21 protein-coding genes are annotated in these 21578 nt (G+C 39.6%); 15 read left to right on the top strand and 6 right to left on the bottom strand.

Features of this window, described 5'->3' with window-relative positions; translation table 11 throughout:
• Positions 1-97: 97 nt before the first annotated feature.
• The gene (gene serC / locus ACPEEM_RS07485) at positions 98-1180 is read right to left on the bottom strand and encodes a 3-phosphoserine/phosphohydroxythreonine transaminase (RefSeq protein WP_424401581.1); all 1083 of its coding nucleotides are present in this window, start codon (positions 1178-1180) and stop codon (positions 98-100) included.
• Positions 1181-1376: 196 nt separating this feature from the next.
• On the opposite strand from serC, the gene ACPEEM_RS07480 reads away from it, so the two are divergent.
• Positions 1377-1712 (top strand): DUF496 family protein, encoded by a 336-nt coding sequence (locus tag ACPEEM_RS07480; RefSeq protein WP_424401580.1) that lies wholly within the window; start codon positions 1377-1379, stop codon positions 1710-1712.
• A 217-nt stretch (positions 1713-1929) separates the two neighbouring features.
• Here the strand turns inward: ACPEEM_RS07480 and ACPEEM_RS07475 are convergent, their stop codons facing one another.
• Entirely contained in the window at positions 1930-3147 is a 1218-nt protein-coding gene (locus ACPEEM_RS07475) for an MFS transporter (protein WP_424401579.1), read from the bottom strand.
• A gap of 340 nt (positions 3148-3487) precedes the next feature.
• On the opposite strand from ACPEEM_RS07475, the gene manX reads away from it, so the two are divergent.
• From manX to manA, 6 genes are all read left to right on the top strand, one after another.
• The gene (gene manX / locus ACPEEM_RS07470; RefSeq protein ID WP_424401578.1) at positions 3488-4465 is read left to right on the top strand and encodes a PTS mannose transporter subunit IIAB; all 978 of its coding nucleotides are present in this window, start codon (positions 3488-3490) and stop codon (positions 4463-4465) included.
• A gap of 22 nt (positions 4466-4487) precedes the next feature.
• Entirely contained in the window at positions 4488-5291 is an 804-nt protein-coding gene (locus ACPEEM_RS07465; protein WP_424401577.1) for a PTS mannose/fructose/sorbose transporter subunit IIC, read from the top strand.
• A gap of 14 nt (positions 5292-5305) precedes the next feature.
• Positions 5306-6142, top strand: coding sequence for a PTS mannose transporter subunit IID (locus ACPEEM_RS07460; RefSeq protein WP_424401576.1), 837 nt, complete (start codon positions 5306-5308; stop codon positions 6140-6142).
• Between the two features lie 265 nt (positions 6143-6407).
• On the top strand, positions 6408-7568 hold the full coding sequence (locus ACPEEM_RS07455; RefSeq protein WP_424401575.1) for a porin: 1161 nt from the start codon (positions 6408-6410) through the stop codon (positions 7566-7568).
• A 108-nt stretch (positions 7569-7676) separates the two neighbouring features.
• Positions 7677-8144 carry a DUF986 family protein gene (locus ACPEEM_RS07450; RefSeq protein ID WP_424404071.1) on the top strand — a complete coding sequence of 156 codons (468 nt, stop codon included), beginning with the start codon at positions 7677-7679 and terminating at the stop codon, positions 8142-8144.
• Positions 8141-9346: a mannose-6-phosphate isomerase, class I gene (manA, locus tag ACPEEM_RS07445; RefSeq protein WP_424401574.1), complete on the top strand. Its 1206-nt coding sequence runs from the start codon at positions 8141-8143 to the stop codon at positions 9344-9346. Before ACPEEM_RS07450 ends, manA begins: the two co-directional genes overlap by 4 nt.
• 108 nt (positions 9347-9454) lie before the next feature.
• Here the strand turns inward: manA and argA are convergent, their stop codons facing one another.
• Both argA and ACPEEM_RS07435 read right to left on the bottom strand, forming a co-directional pair.
• Positions 9455-10765, bottom strand: a complete 1311-nt coding sequence (gene argA / locus ACPEEM_RS07440) for an amino-acid N-acetyltransferase (protein WP_424404744.1) — start codon at positions 10763-10765, stop codon at positions 9455-9457.
• A 126-nt stretch (positions 10766-10891) separates the two neighbouring features.
• A complete protein-coding gene (locus ACPEEM_RS07435) occupies positions 10892-11155 on the bottom strand; it encodes a GrxA family glutaredoxin (protein WP_424401572.1) in 264 nt (87 codons plus the stop codon).
• 155 nt (positions 11156-11310) lie between these two features.
• Here ACPEEM_RS07435 and ACPEEM_RS07430 point away from each other — a divergent pair, with 155 nt between their 5' ends.
• Together ACPEEM_RS07430 and ycfP are read left to right on the top strand one after the other, a co-directional pair.
• Complete coding sequence (locus tag ACPEEM_RS07430; RefSeq protein WP_424401571.1) at positions 11311-12240, top strand: RimK family alpha-L-glutamate ligase; 930 nt, start codon at positions 11311-11313, stop codon at positions 12238-12240.
• Positions 12241-12267: 27 nt separating this feature from the next.
• Positions 12268-12810, top strand: coding sequence for an alpha/beta hydrolase YcfP (gene ycfP, locus ACPEEM_RS07425; RefSeq protein ID WP_424404740.1), 543 nt, complete (start codon positions 12268-12270; stop codon positions 12808-12810).
• Between the two features lie 36 nt (positions 12811-12846).
• Here the strand turns inward: ycfP and ACPEEM_RS07420 are convergent, their stop codons facing one another.
• Both ACPEEM_RS07420 and fumC read right to left on the bottom strand, forming a co-directional pair.
• Complete coding sequence (locus tag ACPEEM_RS07420; RefSeq protein WP_424408241.1) at positions 12847-13461, bottom strand: hypothetical protein; 615 nt, start codon at positions 13459-13461, stop codon at positions 12847-12849.
• 95 nt (positions 13462-13556) lie between these two features.
• Positions 13557-14951, bottom strand: coding sequence for a class II fumarate hydratase (gene fumC / locus ACPEEM_RS07415; RefSeq protein WP_424401569.1), 1395 nt, complete (start codon positions 14949-14951; stop codon positions 13557-13559).
• Between the two features lie 254 nt (positions 14952-15205).
• Here fumC and ACPEEM_RS07410 point away from each other — a divergent pair, with 254 nt between their 5' ends.
• From ACPEEM_RS07410 to ACPEEM_RS07385, 6 genes are all read left to right on the top strand, one after another.
• Positions 15206-15634: a DNA polymerase III subunit chi gene (locus ACPEEM_RS07410; RefSeq protein WP_424404067.1), complete on the top strand. Its 429-nt coding sequence runs from the start codon at positions 15206-15208 to the stop codon at positions 15632-15634.
• Between the two features lie 9 nt (positions 15635-15643).
• Positions 15644-16096 carry a DIP1984 family protein gene (locus ACPEEM_RS07405; RefSeq protein WP_424404065.1) on the top strand — a complete coding sequence of 151 codons (453 nt, stop codon included), beginning with the start codon at positions 15644-15646 and terminating at the stop codon, positions 16094-16096.
• 217 nt (positions 16097-16313) lie between these two features.
• Complete coding sequence (tpx, locus tag ACPEEM_RS07400; protein WP_424401568.1) at positions 16314-16811, top strand: thiol peroxidase; 498 nt, start codon at positions 16314-16316, stop codon at positions 16809-16811.
• 175 nt (positions 16812-16986) lie between these two features.
• Positions 16987-17934, top strand: a complete 948-nt coding sequence (dcm, locus tag ACPEEM_RS07395; protein WP_424406490.1) for a DNA (cytosine-5-)-methyltransferase — start codon at positions 16987-16989, stop codon at positions 17932-17934.
• 3 nt (positions 17935-17937) lie between these two features.
• A complete protein-coding gene (locus ACPEEM_RS07390) occupies positions 17938-18681 on the top strand; it encodes a type II restriction endonuclease (protein ID WP_424401567.1) in 744 nt (247 codons plus the stop codon).
• Positions 18682-18701: 20 nt separating this feature from the next.
• The gene (locus tag ACPEEM_RS07385) at positions 18702-21566 is read left to right on the top strand and encodes a valine--tRNA ligase (protein ID WP_424406488.1); all 2865 of its coding nucleotides are present in this window, start codon (positions 18702-18704) and stop codon (positions 21564-21566) included.
• Positions 21567-21578 lie beyond the last annotated feature (12 nt).

Here is a 21578-nt window from a genome sequence, read left to right as displayed (position 1 = left end):
TTTTTGTTTTATTTAGCGAGTAAGGGCACAAATTGTGCCCTTTTATAGAAAACATAAAAACAGTTGAAAAAACGACCGCACTTTTAGCGGTTTTCGGTTAGCGGTTTTCGTTGGCAAATTTTTGCATAAAGCGAATTAAGGCTTCGACACCTTCAATTGGCATTGCATTGTAGATAGAGGCTCGCATTCCCCCTAGCACTTTATGTCCTTTTAATGCATGTAAGCCTGCGGCGGTGGCTTCAGCCACAAATTTCGCATTTAATTCATCGTTATCTGTCGTGAAGGTGACATTCATGAAAGAACGGTTTTGTTTTGCCACGGTATTACGATAAAAATCGCTTTCATCTAAATAGCGATAAAGTAATTCTGCTTTCGCTCGGTTACGTTTTTGGATTTCAGGTAGTCCACCAAGAGAAAGTAAATGTTTAAACACTAATGCACACAAATACCAAGCAAAGGTTGGTGGGGTGTTGATCATGGAGTCGGCATTTTTTTGTACCGCATAATTCCAAATGGTTGGGGTGCTTTGGCGAGCATGACCAATTAAATCCTCACGCACGATGACAATAGTAATCCCCGCAGGACCTAAGTTTTTCTGTGCCCCTGCATAAATCAGTCCAAATTTACTGATATCAATTTCTCGTGAAAGAATGGTGGAAGACATATCCGCCACTAACACTGCATTGCCCACTTGAGGAATCTCGAAAATTTCCACCCCTGTGATGGTTTCATTCGGGCAATAATGGACATAATCATATTGTTCAGCAATATCGCTAAAATCAAGGTTGCCGACTTTCAGCTCGTTGCCTTCTGCTAAGATATTCACTTCATCAATTTCGCCAAATAAGCGGGCTTCTTTTGCCGCCGTGGCAGACCAATGACCACTGGTTAAATATAAGGCTTTGCCATTTTCTTTCAGTAAGTTCATGGGAATTGCCGCAAACTGACCACGTGCACCACCTTGTAAGAAAAGGATTTGATAGTTATCTGGAATACGATAAAGCTGACGAAAATCTTGTTCGGATTGCTGGGCTAATTCCATAAAGAGTTTGCCACGATGGCTGACTTCCATCACAGAAGTATGCTGATTTTGCCAGTTGGTTAATTCTGCCTGTGCTTGTGCTAATACTTCGCTTGGCATCATTGCTGGGCCTGCACTAAAATTGAAAACGTTTGACATTGCCACTTCCTTAAATTAATTGAAAAATAATTCCGTAGTTTTATCACCTCACCCCGTTCTAATCAATGATCTTTGTTGAAAAATTGTTATTTTTTCATTTAATTTTTAAAAAGTTAAGGAACGCTTTGACGAGGGCAATAAAAATGGATACATTAAGTAGGGTTAATTTTTTATTAATGTTTAAGAGAGTCGCCTAATGGAAAATGTAAATAAACAATCTTTTCAAGAAGTTTTAGAGTATGTGCGTATGTATCGTTTGAAAAATAAACTTGCTCGCGATCGTGAGGACAATAACCGTAAGATTCGTGATAACCAAAAACGTGTCTTGTTATTGGATAACTTAAATCAATACATTCGTGATGATATGTCGATCCAAGATGTGCGTGTGATTATTGAAAGTATGCGTGAGGATTATGAGAAACGTGTTGATGATTACATGATTCGTAATGCAGAAATTTCACAACAACGTCGTGATATTCGTGAAAAGATGAAAGAACAAAAACAAGCGCATGAGGCGTTAATTAAAAAGTAAAGGATAATGCATGAGATAAAAGCGGTTGATGTTAAACCGCTTTTTTATTGCCTGTTAATTCTGAACGGGGTATTTAACGGGTGTGCTTGAAAATGCGATGAAAAAGTACGATGAAAAAATACAATAGAATGGAAAAGTGCGGTCGTTTTTCAATAAGTTTTGAAGGTGGCATCGAAAAAAACAGGGGCGATTGCCCCTGCGTGATTAGTCTGTGAGATTAGTCTAGCGGTTTGCCTTTTAATTCAGGAATGAGCCAAAGGGTGGCAAGCATATCAAGCAGATAAATACTGGCTAAGAACGCAATGGCTAATTGGAAAGAATATGCCGAAACTAATGCACCGACGACGATGGGACCAAAACCGCCTACCGCACGCCCTAAGTTAAATAAAACATTCTGTGCAGTGGCTCGAGCCTGTGTTGGATAAGCTTCCGACATTAACGCTCCGTAGCCGCCCATCATGCCGTTGACAAACATCCCTAAAATAGCCCCCGCAAATAACATGGCACTTGGATCGGAAAGCTGTGAATAGGTGAAAATGCTGATCACCGCACCTGCTTGGAATAACAAGAAACTTGGTTTGCGACCAATACGATCGGCAAGTTGCCCAAAGAGCCAGATGCCAAACATCATGCCACAAATGGTGACGGCAGTCCAAACCCCTGATTTCGTTAAACTGAAACCAAGCTGTTTTGAGAGGAAGTTAGGCATCCAGATCATAATGCCGTAATAACCGAAGTTTTGTACGGAGGTTAAGACCACAATCCCCGCACTGATTTTTATCGTGGCTTTGTCTTTCACTAAGAGTTGGAATGAATGCCATTTTGAGGCGGATTGTTGAGAAAGTGCGGTCTGTTTTTTCACAAAAATTTCAGGTTCATGCAGTCTTGCTCGTAAATACCAAGCGACAAAAGCTGGGAAAATACCCACCAAGAACATGCCTCGCCAACCGATGTGTGGCAGTAATAACGGCGTTAATAAGGCAGCACCTAGCACACCAATTTGCCAACCTAATGCCACGTAAGAGGATGCTTTGGCACGGTGGCGAGCAGGCCATGCTTCTGCTGCTAATGCCATGCCGATACCAAATTCACCGCCTAAACCGATTCCTGCAATGGTGCGGTAAATCAGCAGATCCCAGTAGCCTTGTGCAAAGGCACATAAGCCAGTGAAAATGGCGAAAAGCACAATTGTCCAAGTTAAGACACGGATTCGTCCATATTTATCACTTAATGCACCAAAAATAATGCCGCCCGCCACGGCACCGATTAATGTCCAAGTCACCAAAGAGCCCGATTGAGCGGGGGTGAGGGCAAGATCGGCAGAAATGGCACTGAGCATAAAACCGAGAATAAGTAAGTCGAATCCGTCCATCGCATAGCCGACGGCAGATCCTAATAAGGCTTTCCAGCCATCTTTATTTACATTGTCATTCATATTGTTGATCCTTTTTGCTACTCGCAGGTAGTGTTTAAAAGTGGAGAAAGGAAATTTCTCAAAGGAGAAATTGGGCGTAGTTTACGCATTTTTCGTGGCTTTGCAAGTGGATAAAAAGACGGCTGCATCAAGAAAAATCGATTAAATGTGACAAAATATTAAATACGCAAATGATGTTTTTTTATTGAGCGATCAAGACGAGATATGGTCAAAAATGTAACGCTTACTGCCTACTGGCTTCGATTTGTGATCTAAATCACATCATTGAGTTGACATTTCCTCTATAATCCGCGCCTCAAATAACTCTATTTGATTTTTAATGTGATTAAGGAGTCAAACAATGACAATTGCTATTATTATAGCGACTCATGGCGTTGCAGCAGAGCAATTACTGAAAACAACGGAAATGTTGATTGGCGAGCAAGAAAATGTCGCCACCATTGAGTTTGTTTCAGGTGAAAATGCTGAAACCATTATGACGAAATACCAAGAAAAATTATCCACCACATTGGCTCATTGTGATGAAGTGTTGTTTTTAGTCGATACTTGGGGCGGTAGCCCATTTAATGCGGCAAATCGTGTGGCGGATGGCAAAGCTAACATGGACATCGTAACGGGTGTGAACGTGCCTATGTTGGTGGAAACATTCATGGCTCGTGATGATGATCCTAGTTTACAAGAGTTAGTGGCAATTGCCCTTGAAACAGGCCGTACTGGTGTGCGTGCATTGAAATATGCTGAAGAAGAACCTGAAGCAGCCCCTGCTCCTCAAGTTGCGGCACCTGCCCCACAAGCGGCACCCGTTGTGGCAACAGAAGGTGGGCATATGACAATTGGTTTGGCACGTATTGACGATCGCTTGATCCATGGTCAAGTGGCAACCCGTTGGACGAAAGAAAGCAAAGTGAGCCGTATTATTGTGGTGAATGATGATGTTGCGAAAGATTCTGTGCGTTCAACCATGCTGAAAAGTGTGGCACCTCCAGGGGTAACGGCACATGTGGTAAATGTGGATAAAATGGTGCGTGTTTACAATAACCCAGAATATGCGAATGACCGTGTGATGTTATTATTTACCAATCCAACGGATGTATTGAAATTACTTGAAGCGGGTGTTGATATGTCTTCGATTAATATTGGGGGCATGGCATATCGTGATGGTAAGAAAATGATTACAAGTGCGGTATCTGTTGATGAGAAAGATATCGAGGCATTTAAAGCTATTCATGCGATGGATATTGAGCTTGATGTGCGTAAAGTTTCTAATGATAGCCGTCAATATATGATGGATCTTTTAAAGAAAAATAATTTGATTTAAGACATTAACCAAAGGAAATAACATGGAAATTTCAACTTTACAAATTGTGCTAGTGTTCCTTGTTGCCTGCATTTCAGGTATGGGATCAATTCTTGATGAGTGGCAAACCCATCGTCCTTTAATTGCTTGTACCTTAATTGGTCTTGTTTTAGGGGATATTAAAACGGGGATTATCGTTGGTGGGACACTTGAATTATTAGCCTTAGGCTGGATGAATATCGGTGCCGCCTTAGCACCTGATGCCGCATTGGCTTCTGTGGTATCTACCATTCTTGTGATTGTCGGTGGACAAGATATTTCAACGGGTATCGCCATTGCAATTCCACTTGCCGCAGCAGGTCAAGTTTTAACATATGTTGTGCGTGCGATCACCGTAGGTTTCCAACACGCAGCAGATAAAGTGATTGAAACAGGGGATTTAAACAAATTAGATTGGATTCACCGCTCAGCGTTATTATTACAAGCTATGCGTATTGCAATTCCAGCCTTAATCGTGGCGATGACAGCGGGGACAGATACCGTTCAGCAACTGTTAAACGCTATCCCTGATGTGGTGACAACAGGTCTTAAAATCGCAGGTGGCTTTATTGCCGTGGTCGGTTATGCGATGGTGATCAACATGATGCGAGCAGGTCATTTAATGCCATTTTTCTATGCGGGTTTTGTGATTGCCGCCTTCACTGAGTTTAACTTAGTGGCATTAGGTGTGTTAGGGGCAATTATGGCTGTCCTTTATATTCAACTTCACCCAAAATACAACCAAAGTAAGCAAGTGGTGCAAGTGGTGAGCAATGGCAATAATGATCTTGATAACAGATTGGATTAATAGGAATTACAACAATGACAACTGAAATGAAAAAAGTCACACAAAGCGATTTAAATGCCGTAGTACGTCGTTCTAATCTTTTCCAAGGGTCTTGGAACTTTGAGCGTATGCAAGCGCTTGGATTTGCCTATTCAATGGTGCCAGTTATCAAGCGTTTATATCCTGATCCAAACTCACAAGAACGTAAAGATGCGATTAAACGTCATTTAGAATTCTTTAATACGCAACCTTTTGTGGCAGCACCAGTATTAGGGGTGACCATTGCAATGGAAGAAGAGCGTGCAAATGGTAAAGAAATTGATGATGCTGCGATCAACGGGATCAAAGTTGGTTTAATGGGACCTTTAGCTGGGGTGGGTGACCCGATTTATTGGGGAACAGCACGTCCAGTTTTTGCGGCATTAGGGGCAGGATTAGCGATCAATGGTAATATTTTAGGTCCAATTCTCTTTTTTGTCCTGTTTAACCTTGTTCGTTTAGCTACCCGTTATTTTGGTGTAACTTATGGTTACAAAAAAGGCTTAGATGTGGTTGGTGATATGAGCGGTGGTTTACTGCAAAAACTCACAGAAGGGGCATCTATTCTTGGTTTGTTTATTATGGGGGCTTTAGTTCAGAAATGGACGAGCATCAACGTGCCATATGTGGTGGCAACTATTCAAATGCAAGATGGCACAACAAGAGTTGAAACCATTCAAAGCATTTTAGATAGTCTCATGCCAGGGTTATTGCCATTATTACTGACATTTGCGTGTATGTGGCTATTACGTAACCGTGTGAATGCCTTGTGGATTATTATTGGTTTCTTTGCCATCGGTATTTTAGGGGCATGGACAGGTATTTTAGCCTAATTAAAATGATGAAGATTTAAGCCCTATTTATTAGGGCTTTGGTTAGAAAATTAAAAACAACCCATTAATTTTACAAAATTAATTTAACATTAATTAAATATTTCTAACAAAATCCCCCTGAAAAATAAGCCTTTTTTGCTTATATTAGGGTTTAGGTTGACAATTACAATTTTTATTGTGAAAATTGGCGGAATATAAAGGGGCTTGCTTTAGAAGCAGGCTATTAAACGCTTTATATATAATCAATGTTAAGAGGACTTAATTTATGAAAAAAACAATTATTGCATTAGCAACAGCAGCAGTGTTCGCAACTTCTGCGAATGCCGCAACAGTTTACGAACAAGACGGTACAAAAGTTGAAATTGGTGGTTCTGTACGTGTATTACTCAGCAAAGAGAAAGGTAAACGTACTGACCTCAAAAACAACGATTCTCGTTTAGAAGTGAATGCAAGCCATGACCTCGGTAACGGTTTAAGTGCGTTAGGTGGTGTAGAAATCCGTTTTGATGGTGATGACACTGATGAGTCTGCAGGTAAATTCGGTAACCCAACAACCAACAAACTTTTCGCTGGTTTAGGTTATGAAGGCGTAGGTACTTTAACATTTGGTAAACAAGCAACTAACGGTGATGATGTTCAATTAAATGACAATTCATACGTTTGGGGCGGTAACAACAACTTGTTAGATTCAGCAGATAAATCAATCAAATTCCGTTCTGCAGAGTGGAGTGGTTTCAGCTTTGGTTTAGATTATGTATTTGGTAATGCTGAGAAGAAACATGGACAAGTAGATCCTCAAGCTCCTTTAGAACCAGAATATAAATATGGTTACCAAGCATCTGTATTCTATACACGTGAACTTGCTCAAGATTTAACATTCAACTGGACTGCTGGTTACGGTGTAGATAAAGAAGATTTAGATACAACAAAATCTTTTGCAGATACAACAGCTTGGAGAACAGCAGTTCAATTAGCATACGGTCCTGTTGAGTTTGGTGCTGAGTACGGTCAAAGCTTCTACAAAGAACAAGATACAAAACAATTTACCAACAGAAGTTTATTAGTGTCTACTTCTTTCCAAGTTGCTGAACCTTCAAAAATTTATGCTCAATGGAAACAAGAAGATTTCAAATATAATCAGAGTGTTTTTGCGGACAAAAAATCTGATTTAGGGGAATGGCGTGAATATACATTGCCTAACTCTAAAGTGAAAAAGGATACTTTAGTTGTTGGTGTTGATTATAAATTGCATAAAAATGTTGTAACTTATATTGAGTATGCTTATGAGTCAACAAGATTTAACCGTAAAGGTAAACAATATGCGTTAGACCAAGATGGTAATGAAACAGGTCAACCATATGAATTTACCCAAAATGCTAAACAAAAAGACAACAAAATTGGCGTAGGTTTACGCGTATTCTTCTAATTTTTAGTTAGAATAAGTAATGAAGAAGGGATGAGCAAGGCGTTCATCCCTTTTCTTTTGATAAAAATGTGTGATGACACATGATCTTGTAATGATGAAAAATATATGATGATAAATATTCTCCTGTTTATTAGTATCGTTCTTTTCTTGGTTTATGCGATTTACGATCAATTTGGCATGCTGTATTGGAAAGGCAAAACATTATTAAAAATTCCCCTTAAAAAACAAGCAAAAAAAGATGCCGTGATTTTGATTGTGTTAATTAGCATGATTATTTATCAATCCTATTCGAATATTTCTTCACTCACTTTATATTTATTGGGCACATTAATTTTATTAACGGTGTATGCCGCCTTTGTGCGTTATCCCGTATTAATTTTAAAGCCAAAAGGTTTTTTTTTCGGTAATGTCTATTTTCAATATCAGCATATTCATCAAATTCATCTTGCCGACAACAATATTTTCGTGATTGATTTAATATCAGGAAAACGTTTATTAATTCATTTGCTTAAGGAACAAGATCGGGAATCGGTCGTACACTTTTTTGGTGGTTATAAAAAAGAGGAAAAATCATGAGTATTTATCAGTTAGTGGGTCGTGAGCAACATTATGCTTGGGGGGGAGAAAGCTATATTCCAACATTATTGGGATTAGACAACCCCACCGCACAACCTTATGCCGAATGGTGGCTGGGTTCACATCCGAGTGCCCCTTCCATGGTTGTGCTAGCAGAGGGTGAGCAACCATTAACGACATTTTTAGCCCAGTATCCGCAATTATTAGGGGAAAAAAGTGCGGTGCAATTTGGCAAAGATTTGCCGTATTTATTAAAAATTTTAGATGTCGCAAAACCGCTTTCTATTCAGTTACACCCCACCAAAGCTCAGGCAGAAAAGGGGTTTTTAGCCGAGAATGAAAAAGGCATTTCCTTAGACGATCCTAAGCGTACCTATAAAGATCGTAATCACAAACCTGAAATGATGATTGCCTTATCGGATTTTTGGTTATTGCACGGCTTTAAGCCAAAAACAGCGATATTAGCCACCTTAAAGGCACGTCCTTCTTTAGTTGAATTGGCTGAAAAACTGGCTTCACACACGATTGCTGAGTTTTATGCACAGATTATGCAAGCAGAACAAGGTCAATTAGCGGCATGGTTATTGCCTATTGTGGAAGCCAATCAGCAAGCTTATGCGGAACAACGCCTAACCCTTGACAATCCTGATTATTGGTTGCTTTATACTATGGAAAGCATGAGCATTTCAGCACAGCAACTTGATGCGGGATTGCTCTGTTTTTATTTATTTAATCTTGTGTATTTAAAAGAAGGGGAAGGCATTTTCCAAGATGCGGGGATTCCTCATGCGTACCTAAGAGGGCAAAATATTGAGTTAATGGCGTGTTCGGATAATGTTATCCGTGGCGGGCTCACGCCGAAACATGTGGATATTCCAGAATTATTAAAGGTGGTGGACTGCCGAGAAGTGGTACCTGAGATTATCGCTAAAATGGATAATAATACGTCTGTATTAACCTATTCGACACCAGCCAACGATTTTGCCTTAACCAATATTACTTATCAACCTCATCAACAGCATGCATTTCAATCACAAAGTGCGGAAATTGTGTTGGTGATGCAAGGTGAAATCAAAATTTCTCACAAACAGACCGCACTTTTCTTAAAAAAAGGTGAATCGGCGTTAATTGGAAGTGGTGCAGACTATCAAATTGAAGGGATTCAAGCTGGCTATTGTGTGGTGGCAAAATTGCCAGAATAGTCTATTTATTCGAGACTAGAAAACTTTTCAAAAAAGCACCGCACTTTATACCATTTTCCCCTCTTGTCGTGAGAGGGGAAAATTCATGAAATAAAAACGGCGAAAAGGTTAGATTAAGTGTTGAATCAAAATCTTTGATCGACGTTGGTAGTTATAATGTTGTCTTTTCGCTTCAGGTAATGCATCAACATCCGCTAATTCAAAACCTCGCTCTTGAAACCAATGTACGGTGCGAGTGGTGAGCACAAACAGGGTCTGAATCTGCAATTGCTTTGCCCGTTTTTGAATGGCTTCAAGCAAAATATCGCCCCGTGAAGAGTTGCGGTAATCAGGATGCACAGCAACACAAGCCATTTCTGCCATCTTTTCTTCAGGGTAACAATTTAAGGCGGCACAAGCGATGATCACGCCATCCCGATCAATAATGGTGTAATTGCTGATGTCCATTTCTAATTGTTCACGGGAACGTTTAACTAAAATCCCTTGTTGTTCTAATGGACGAATTAAATCCAATAAGGCAGGAATATCTCTTGCCGTAGCCAAGCGGATAGTTTCTGAGGATTCCATGGAAAGCTGTGTGCCGACACCATCACGGGTGAAGAGTTCTTGTAACAAGGAGCCATCTTCTTCATAGCTAATTAAATGTGCCCGTTTTACGCCAGAACGACAAGCTTCAATGGCTGCCTGTAAGAATCTGGCTTGCGAGCAGTGATATTGATTTTGTTCAATTAAGCGATTTAAATGAAGTTGGGCATCTTGCGGTAATAAATCGTAAAGGGTGTTCCCGTTTTGGTCTAAGATCCCTTGTGAGTTGGAAAAGCCAATTAATTTTTCTGCCTTAATTTTAATGGCGACTTGCATGGCAATTTCTTCAAAGGGCAAATTGAAATTTTCCCCCGTCACCGAAGGGGCAATAGGACCAATGAGTACGATGGCATGACGATCAAGTTGTTGTTGAATACTTTCCGTATTAATGCGTCGAATTTTGCCACTGAGCTGATAATCCACACCATCATCTACGCCAATAGGCTGGGCAATCACAAAATTTCCACTGACCACATTGGTTAAAGGGGAGTGAGGAAGACGTAAGGACAGACGAGAGGCAATATCATAATGAAGTTGCCCTACGGCTTGTTTCACTAATTCAAGACTATGCACATCGGTGATACGGATATTTTTATGATAAAGGGGAGAAATTTGATGTTGTTGCAGTAAATTGTTGATTTGAACACGAGCACCAAAGACCACCACAAGCTTGATATTTAAACTATGCAATAAATTGATATCATTAATAATATTCACAAAATTAGGGCTGGCGATGGTATCTCCATCAAGCATAATCACAAAGGTTTTGCCATTATGCATATTGACATAAGGTGTTGACTGTCTAAACCAATGAACTAATTCAGTGCTGCGCATATTTTTCCCCTGTCTAAATAATTATTCCATTTTTTTGAATTTATATTCATTTTAAAAAATGTGCAAGTAGAAATTGCAGCGATAAAAAAATGCGGTGAAAAAAATCACCGCACTTTTGATAACGCATTAAGCCACAATGTTAAATTGTGCTTTCATTAAGGCTTCAAAATCTGTACAACCGCCGATTGGTTTTTCATCAATAAAAATTTGCGGTACAGTTTCAACAGGTTTACCCACGGATTTTGACAGGTCTGCTTTTGAAATGCCTTCTGCGATAATATCCACATAACGGTAATCAAAATCAGTTAAGGTGGATTTTAATTTGTCTGCTAGGTTTTTTGCTCGAACGCAATATGGGCAACCTGGACGCCCAAAGATGACAACAAACATAATATTCCTCTTGATATGTAAATAAGGTGTTTTCGCAATATGCGTTTGGGTATTCTATCGTATTTGAGGAAAAAATATAAAGTATTTTTCCATGCCGCAGATTGGTGTAATATACCTCAATCGTTGTAGACATTTCTGACTTAACTTATTTTTCTATGAAATTATTAATGCTATGCCGTGAGCCTCGTTTATATAGTTGCCAGCGTTTAAAGGAAGCGGCAGAAAATAGCGGGCATCAGATTGATATTTTAGATCCCAATCGTTTTCTTTTGGTGTTACAAGAAAACGCCCCTCATTTGGCTTTGTATTATCAAGCGAACCAAGACAGTGAGCCTTATTTATTGCCTGATTATGATGCGGTGATTCCTCGTTTTGGTTCTGCCAGCACCAAAATGGGCTGTGCCGTATTACGCCATTTTCAAGCAAAAAACGTGCTGTGTTTAAACCCAGAAGCGGCTTTTTTGAAAGCACGTGATAAATGGTTAAGTTTACAACTTCTCGCCGAGCAAGGGATTCCCGTACCACCTTCTTTGTTGTCAGGTGTGGAATGTTCGGCTCAGCATGCGGTAAATAAAATGTCTTCCCCAACGATTTTAAAAACGTTAAGTGGTTCGCAAGGCATTGGGGTGATTTTGGCGGACAAACCACAAAGTGCGGTCAGTATTTTAGAAACCTTAAGACAGGCAGAGATTCCCGTGTTAATGCAAGACTTCATAGAGGAAGCACAAGGCATGGATTTGCGTTGTTTTGTTGTGGGCAATAAAGTGGTGGCGAGCATGGAAAGAATGGGACAAAACGGCGAGTTTCGTGCCAATTTTCATCGTGGTGGGTTAGCTCGAAAAGTCAGCTTAACGGAAGCAGAAAAAGTCATTGCGGTGCGTGCGACTCAAGCTTTGGGGTTAGATGTGGCAGGCGTAGATTTAATCCGTTCTAAGCAAGGTTTATTGGTGTTAGAAGTGAATGCCAGCCCAGGTTTAGAAATGATTGAAAAAACCAGTGGCGTGAATATTGCATTGCAATTCATTGTTTATTTAGAGAAAAAGTACCAAGCCTTTCATGCAACAAAACACAAAAGTGCGGTATAAAATCCGAATTATTCAGAAGGAGTCATTATGATTATTTATTTACATGGGTTTGATTCAAGTAGTCCGGGCAATCACGAGAAAGTGATGCAACTCAAATTTATTGATGATGATGTACGCTTTATTAATTACAGTACATTATATCCTCTCCATGATATGCAATTTTTATTAAATGAAGTGCATAAATTGGTGCAAGAAAGTAAAGATCCTCATCCGTTGATTTGCGGTGTTGGGCTAGGCGGATATTGGTCTGAGCGTATTGGTTTTTTATGCGGAATTAAACAAGCGATTTTCAACCCGAATTTATTTCCTTATGAAAATATGCAAGGGGTGATTGATCGTCCAGAGGAATATCAAGATATTGCGACAAAATGCATCAATAATTTCCGTGAGAAAAATAAAGGAAATTGTTTGGTATTTCTTTCTAAACAAGATGAAGCATTAAATTCTCAAAAAAGTGCTAACACCTTATCGCCATTTTATGAAATTGTTTGGGATGAGTTAGAAACGCACAAATTTAAGAAAATATCTCAGCATTTACAACGAATTAAAGCCTTTAAGCAGGCTGAATAAGTGGCAAGGACGAGTGATGATACTCGTCCTTCTTTTTTACCTTAACAAGGAAAAATCGTTTTCTTTGTTATCCAAGGGATAATTGGGGGGCAATTCTGGATTAGCGGAATCTTCCGTCAGAGGTGCCACTTGGGGAGAAACAGGCGTGCTTTCTTCCGTTTCAGCACTTTCTTTGCCTAATAATTTAGGTTGTAATTTTGGAAAGTTTGTTTTGGGGGATAACCAAATTGCCGTTAAGGCATCGTTAAATTTAGGATCAAATTCATGATCTAAAATGGTGTCGTTTAATACAAAATACCCTTTATCGACTAACGCAATATAATACAAAACATCATTGGGTGAAAAATCAGGAAATAGTGGTTTGAGCACATCAAGATATTGCTGTGGGTTAAAGGCATCTAGCTTGAGATTTTCCATTTCTTTAATGAGGCTTATGGCAAAACTTTTTCCCTCAATCGGTTTTGCATAGGTGAAAGAAAGCATCAGTGGGCGTGTTTGAGCATCATAAGTGCCTGTTTCAGTATAAAGACCGAGCGTATAAACATGAAATGGTCCCCAATTATAATCGGCTTTGCCAACATTTAACCACTGAGCCGAAAGCACGGTGGAAAAAAAACAGAAAAGCGAAAAAAGAAATAAATTAGCCTTCATCATAAACCCGTTGCAAAAAGTTAATGGTGCTGATTATAGCAAAACAAGGAAAAAAAAGGCGAACTTTACGCTCGCCTCGTTTTGTTTTACTAAAATTATTTTAAGCTACCGACCATATCTTCAGGACGAACCCATTCATCAAATTGTTCAGCGGTCACTAAACCTAAGTTAATTGCTTCTTCTTTTAATGTTGTGCCGTTTTTATGTGCGGTTTTGGCGATTTTCGCCGCATTTTCATAACCAATATGCGTATTTAATGCGGTGACTAACATCAACGAATCGTTAAGTTGTTTTTTGATACGTGGGAAGTTAGGTTCAATACCTGAGGCACAATGCTCATCAAAGGATACACAAGCATCTGCAAGTAATTGGGCAGATTGTAAGAAGTTGGCTGCCATAACAGGTTTAAAGACATTTAATTGGAAATGTCCTTGTGTGCCAGCAAAGGAAATGGTGGTATCGTTACCTAAAACTTGTGCACAAACCATGGTCATGGCTTCACATTGTGTCGGGTTAACTTTTCCTGGCATAATGGATGAGCCTGGTTCATTTTCAGGAATTAAAATTTCACCAATACCAGAACGTGGCCCTGAGGCTAATAAACGAATGTCGTTTGCGATTTTATATAAAGAGACGGCTAATTGTTTTAATGCACCATGTGTTTCCACGATGGCATCATGCGTCGCAAGTGCTTCAAATTTATTTTCTGCGGTAATGAAAGGTAACCCTGTGAATTTTGCAATGTAATCCGCTACTTTCACATCATAACCTTTCGGGGTATTTAAACCAGTACCTACCGCAGTACCACCCAATGCTAATTGGGCAAGGTGAGGAAGCGTGTTTTTCAAGGCATGGAGACCAAAATGCAATTGTGCGGCATAAGCTGAAAACTCTTGACCTAATGTGAGCGGCGTTGCATCCATTAAGTGAGTACGCCCAATTTTGACGACATCTTTAAAATCTTCCGCTTTTTTCGCTAAGGTTTTTTGCAAACGCTCCACACATGGAATGGTCACTTCAACCACTTTTTTATAGGCGGCGATATGCATGGCGGTTGGGTAAGTGTCGTTTGAAGATTGAGATTTATTAACATCATCGTTCGGGTGAATAATGGATTTCTCTCCGAGTTTACCGCCATGTAACACGTGTGCACGGTTGGAAATCACTTCATTGAGGTTCATATTGGATTGTGTGCCTGAACCCGTTTGCCAAATCACGAGAGGGAATTGGTCATCTAACTTTTTGGCGAGGATTTCATCACAAACTTGTGCAATTAAATCACGTTTTTCAACAGGCAACACGCCTAAGTCGTAGTTTGCATAAGCTGCCGCTTTTTTCAAGTAACCAAAGGCCTCAATAATTTCTTTTGGCATAGAGGCTTCAGGACCAATTTTGAAATTATTGCGTGAACGTTCAGTTTGTGCAGCCCAGTATTTATCCGCTGGTACTTTCACTTCACCCATGGTGTCTTTTTCGATACGAAATGTCATAGTGATTCCCTCTTTTTTAATGCATTTTAAGAAAATTAGTGGAAAGATTCTAACACTTGCGGGGTAGATGTGGAATCAATCCGCTCAGACAAAACTGATGTTTTGTGATTTAGATCATAAAGTGCGGTGACTTTTTTGAATGTTTTTCAAAAAGTGATAATAAAATCGGAAATCAGCGAATTATTGTTTTATCTTCTTAAGATTTTTCGCTAAAATCCTCAAGTTATACCTAGAAATCAGGATTGATAATGTCCATGTCTAAACATGCCCAATTTTATTTATTAAACCCACAATCGCAAGCAGAAAACATGGCTTGTGATTTTGCGGCTTCAGCGTGGCGTTTAGGAAAACGTGTCTTAATTGCTTGCGAAACAGAACAGCAAGCATTGGATATTGATGAAGCATTATGGGCAAGAGAGGCAGATGAATTTGTGCCCCATAATTTATCGGGTGAAGTCACCACTTATGCCACACCGATTGAAGTCAGCTGGAAAGGAAAACGGAATGCTCAACGCCGAGATCTGTTAATTAACTTACAGACAGAAGTGCCTGATTATGCGAGCAGTTTTACCCAGATTATTGATTTTGTGCCCGTGGAAGAAAACTTAAAAGTGTTAGCCCGAGAGCGTTATAAACAGCTAAGACAGCTTGGTTGGCAGTTATCAACAGAACAAACCAAATAAGGGGAAATGATGAAATTAGCCGAAGCCCTCATGGAACGTGCTGATGCCCAACGCCGTTTGGCACAGCTTAATCAGCGTTTGCAACAAAACGCAAAATATCAAGAAGGGGAAAAACCAGCCGAACACCCCGCTGATTTACTGGTTGAATATCAGAATGTGGCGGATCAATTAGAAAAACTCGTGGTTCAGATTAACCAAGCAAATAACCAAATTCGTTTAGCCAATGGCATGACAATGTTAGAAGCCCTTGCCAAACGAGATCGGCTAAAAGAAGAACATGCGGTGTTAATCAAATTGGCAGATGCCGCCTTACCAGAACAAGATCGTTACAGCCGCAGTGAAATCAAAATGCTGTCTGCGGTGAACATTAAAGACATTCGCAAACAGGCGGATCAGATCGCTAAACAACATCGTGAACTGGATGTTCTCGTTCAGCAAGCTAACTGGCAGCAGGATATCTGATCTCGATAAAGTGCGGTCAATTTTTAGGAAATTTTATTCAGAGGCGAACACAAAAAACACACTTATGGGAACGAAGAGCCGTTCATTTTTCTGAACAACTTCTGCTCCGTACAAGTGACTTCGTACAAATACATGGTACTTGTAACAACCCTGTGTTGATCTGAATAAAATTGGGTGGGATAGGGGTTTAATCCGATAAACAAAAGAGGAAAAAAGAATGAGTAAAATTACATTAGCAGGCACACCAATCGACGTTTCAGGCACCTTTCCACAAGTGGGTGATGTCGTTGCCGATTTCACCACCGTAAATGGCAGTTTAGAAGACGTGAGCCTTGCCACTTTTGCAGGGAAACGCAAAATTCTAAACATTTTCCCAAGTATTGATACAGGCATTTGTGCCACTTCAGTGCGTAAATTCAATGAACAAGCCGCAAAATTAAACAATACTGCCGTATTATGTCTTTCCGCCGATTTACCTTTCGCCCAAGCACGTTTCTGCGGTGCAGAAGGCATTGAAAATGTGTCTGTGTCTTCCACTTTCCGTAACAAAGCGGTACACAAACAATTAGGCGTTGATATTGTTGAAGGTCCATTAGCAGGATTAACTGCCCGTGCGGTTATTGTGTTAGATGAAAATAACCGTGTATTACACAGCGAGTTAGTGCCAGAAATTAAACAAGAGCCAAATTACGAAGCCGCATTAGCCGTGCTTTAATTTTTATTTCTCCTGAAAAATCAAAGCGACATTGATTGTCGCTTTTGATGTTTTTTATTGACTGAATATGAAAATGAAATGGTGATAAAAATAGGATATTCAAGTTTAATATTAAGTTATTTATATAATTATTAGAGATAACATCTAGGATAAACCTATAGTGATGAGAAATGCGTTGAGATTTATTGATTTTTGTTCGGGAATTGGTGGTGGTCGATTAGGGCTTGAATTAAATGGCATGCACTGTGTAGCTCATAGTGAAATCGATCCCAATCCAGCGAAAACTTATCAACTGTTTTTTGATGATAAAAATAATTTAGGTGATTTAACAAAAATTGATATTCAATCATTGCCTGATTTTGATTTAATGTTGGCAGGTTTTCCGTGCCAAGCTTTTTCGATTGTGGGAAAGCGCGAGGGTTTTGAAGATGAACGAGGGCAAATTATTTACCATTTGGTGGATATTTTAACGTGGAAACGCACGCCCTATTTTATTTTAGAAAATGTGAAAGGGCTAGTTAATCATCATTATGGAAAAACGTTAAGTGCGATTTTAAATTTATTAGAAAATACAGGTTATGATGTTTATTGGAAGGTGTTAGATAGCCAAGATTATGGTGTGCCACAAATGCGAGAACGAATTTATTTTGTTGGCATACGAAAAGATATTAAACATAAACCTTATAAATTTCCGACTAAAATAAAATTACCAGCTATTGAACATTATTTAATTGATGAAAGGGATTATGATTTTTCTCTAGAAAATATCACCTTTCAGAAATACCTAAATAATAAATATAATCAAGGTAAAATAAATATTCAGACGATTTTAGCACAAGATTATAATGTCATTGATTGGCGACAATCTGATTTTCGTTTATACACTGAAAAAAGCCCAACATTACGCACAGGCAGACACGGTATTTTATATACAAAAGCAGGTAAATTAAGAAAATTAAGTGGTTATGAAGCGTTATTGCTACAAGGCTTTCCAAAAGAAATTGCACAAAAAGTGATTTTACATAAATTACCTGATAGTAAAATTTTATCCCAAGCAGGTAATGCGATGACCGTAACGGTTATTCAAAAATTAGCTGAGCAACTTTTGACATCATTGGAATAAATCATGGACTTAGTCACATTAGGATCAAAAACAGCACGTAATGGGTTTAAGAACGAGCAAGATATTGCAGATCGCTTTAACCATTGGCAAGAACATCATGAGGCACAAGAATGGCTGAAAATGATGGGCTATGATTTAAGCGAGATTAGAAGTGTAAAAGCAACGGTATTACATGGTTATAAAGCAGATGTGAATGTGCAAGTGTATGTTTTCTTTAAAGATACGGTGGATATTCGTAATATTCAAGTAAAGTTAGTCAGTAATAAAAAGGGATTTAACCAAATTGATAAGCGTTGGGTAAAAGCTTATCAGGATATATGGCAGTTTGATGACCAATTATTACGTTTGCTACAACATTTTACGGGCGAGTTACCGCCTTATTTAACCAATAGTAAAAGTCAGAAAAGAATGTTTATCACTGAATTTTCAGAAAATGAACAAGCATTGATTTTAAACTGGTTTAAGAAAAATAAAATTTTGGTATTAACGGATATTTTACGTGGGCGTGGTGAATTTTCAGCAGAATGGGTTTTAGTCGCTCAGAAAATACAACAAAATGCTCGTTGGGTGCTGAAAAATATTAATCAGGTTTTGCAATATTATGGTGAAGGCGATGTAGAAATATCGCCAAGAGGATCGATTAAATTAGGGCGTGTCACTATTCAGCGTAAAGGTGGTGATAATGGTCGAGCAACGGCGAATATGTTGCAATTTAAGATTGATCCAACGGAATTATTTGATAGTTAATTTAAGATAAGAGATAAACAATGACACAAAACTTCGAAATGGCAGATCGTTTTACGCCATCTGCAGTGGAACAAGCCCTGTATAAACACTGGGAAGAAAGCGGTTATTTTAAACCGTCAGAAGATACTTCAAAACCAAGTTATTCGATTGCCATTCCTCCGCCGAACGTCACGGGGAGCTTGCACATGGGACACGCTTTCCAGCAAACATTGATGGATATTTTAATCCGTTTCAACCGTATGGAAGGACACAATACCTTGTGGCAAACAGGTACTGACCACGCAGGGATTGCCACGCAAATGGTGGTGGAGCGTAAAATTGCGGCAGAAGAAGGTAAAACTCGTCACGATTATGGACGTGAAGCGTTCATTAATAAAATTTGGGATTGGAAAGCCTATTCTGGTGGCACAATTAGCCAACAAATGCGTCGTTTAGGTAACTCAATCGACTGGGATCGTGAACGTTTCACCATGGACGAAGGCTTATCTGAAGCGGTGAAAGAAGTGTTTGTGCGTTTACACGAAGAAGGTTTAATTTATCGTGGTAAACGTTTGGTGAACTGGGATCCAAAATTACACACTGCGATTTCTGATCTTGAAGTGGAAAACAAAGAAAGCAAAGGGTCACTTTGGCATTTCCGTTATCCATTAGCGAATGGGGCGAAAACTGCTGATGGTAAAGATTATTTAGTGGTAGCGACAACACGTCCTGAAACAATGCTAGGCGATACTGCTGTGGCGGTTCATCCTGAAGATGAGCGTTATCAATCATTGATTGGCAAAACCGTAATCCTACCGCTTGCTAACCGTGAAATTCCGATTATTGCTGATGATTATGTGGATCGTGAATTTGGAACGGGCGTAGTGAAAATCACCCCTGCACACGATTTTAACGACTACGAAGTGGGTAAACGTCACCAATTACCAATGGTGAACGTGATGACCTTAAACGCAGATATTCGTGCTGAAGCGGAAATCATCGGTTCAGACGGCAAAATTCTTGAAAATTACACCGCACTTATTCCAACCAAATATCAAGGGATGGAGCGTTTTGCGGCACGTAAACAAATCGTGGCAGATTTTGAAGAATTAGGTCTATTAGATGAAATCAAACCGCACGATTTGAAAGTGCCTTATGGTGACCGTGGTGGTGTGCCAATTGAACCAATGCTCACTGACCAATGGTATGTGAGCGTAAAACCGCTTGCAGAAGTGGCAGTGAAAGCGGTAGAAGATGGCGAAATCCAATTCGTACCAAAACAGTATGAAAACCTTTATTTTTCTTGGATGCGTGATATTCAAGATTGGTGTATTTCTCGCCAATTATGGTGGGGACACCGTATTCCAGCTTGGTATGATGAACAAGGCAATGTGTATGTAGCACGTGATGAAGCCGAAGTGCGAGCAAAACACAATTTGCCAGCAGATTTACCATTAAAACAAGATGAAGACGTGTTGGATACTTGGTTTTCATCAGGTTTATGGACGTTCTCAACATTAGGTTGGCCAAAACAAACGCCTGATCTGAAAATGTTCCACTCAACAGATGTGTTGATCACGGGCTTTGATATCATTTTCTTCTGGGTGGCACGAATGATCATGTTCACCATGCATTTTGTGAAAGATGAAAACGGCAAGCCACAAGTGCCATTCAAAACCGTGTATGTAACAGGTTTGATTCGTGATGAACAAGGACAAAAAATGTCCAAGTCAAAAGGTAATGTCATTGATCCATTGGATATGATTGACGGTATTAACCTCGAAAACCTGTTAGAAAAACGCACTGGCAATATGATGCAGCCACAATTAGCAGAAAAAATTGCGAAAGCGACAGTGAAAGCATTCCCTGAAGGTATTGCTGAACACGGTACCGATGCATTACGTTTCACATTAACTGCGTTAGCAACGAATGGTCGTGATATTAACTGGGATATGAAACGCTTAGAAGGTTACCGCAATTTCTGTAACAAATTATGGAATGCCAGCCGTTTTGTGTTGACCAATGACAAATTGGATCTCAGCGAAGGTTCGGTGGAGTATTCGGTGGCGGATCGTTGGATCCAGTCAGAATTTAATCGCACGGTAGAGGCGTTCCGCAGTGCCTTAGCACAATTCCGTTTCGATTTATGTGCAACCGCACTGTATGAGTTCACTTGGAACCAATTCTGTGACTGGTATTTAGAATTAACGAAACCCGTGTTTGCCAACGGCAGTGCCGCCCAAAAACGGGGAGCAAGCCAAACCTTAATCCATGTGTTGGAAAAATTATTGCGTTTAACTCATCCTGTGATGCCATTTATCACCGAAGAAATTTGGCAGAAAGTAAAAGGGTTTGCAGGGGTAACGGGCGAAAGCATTATGTTGCAAGCTTTCCCACAATTTGAGCAAAGTGCGTTAGATTATCAAGCAGAAGCAGAAATCAACTGGATGAAAGAGGTGATTGTTGCGGTGCGTAATATCCGTGCAGAAAGCAATATTCCACCAAGCAAAGGCTTAGATTTATTGCTGCGTAATCTTTCAGATGCAGATCAAAACTCGCTAGAAAACAACCGAACTTTAATTCAAGCCATGGCAAAATTGGATTCCATTCGTGTGCTCAATGAAAATGAGGAAGCCCCACTTTCCGTGGCAAAATTGGTGAACAATGCAGAATTGCTGGTGCCAATGGCTGGCTTTATCAATAAAGAAGCCGAACTTACTCGTTTAAATAAAGAGATTGAAAAATACAACGGTGAAATCCAACGTATTGAAAACAAACTCGCCAACGAAGCTTTCGTCGCCAAAGCCCCACCAGCCGTGATCGACAAAGAACGTGCCAAAATGGCTGAATACGCTGAAGGGTTAACTAAACTCAAACAGCAGTATCAAGCGATTGAAGGGTTGTAAATATAAACAGGA

Source organism: Pasteurella pantherarum (assembly GCF_049670885.1).
Lineage (GTDB): Bacteria > Pseudomonadota > Gammaproteobacteria > Enterobacterales > Pasteurellaceae > Pasteurella.
The sequence above is the reverse complement of the archived record's forward strand: the minus strand, read 5'-3'. Positions and strand labels throughout refer to the sequence as shown.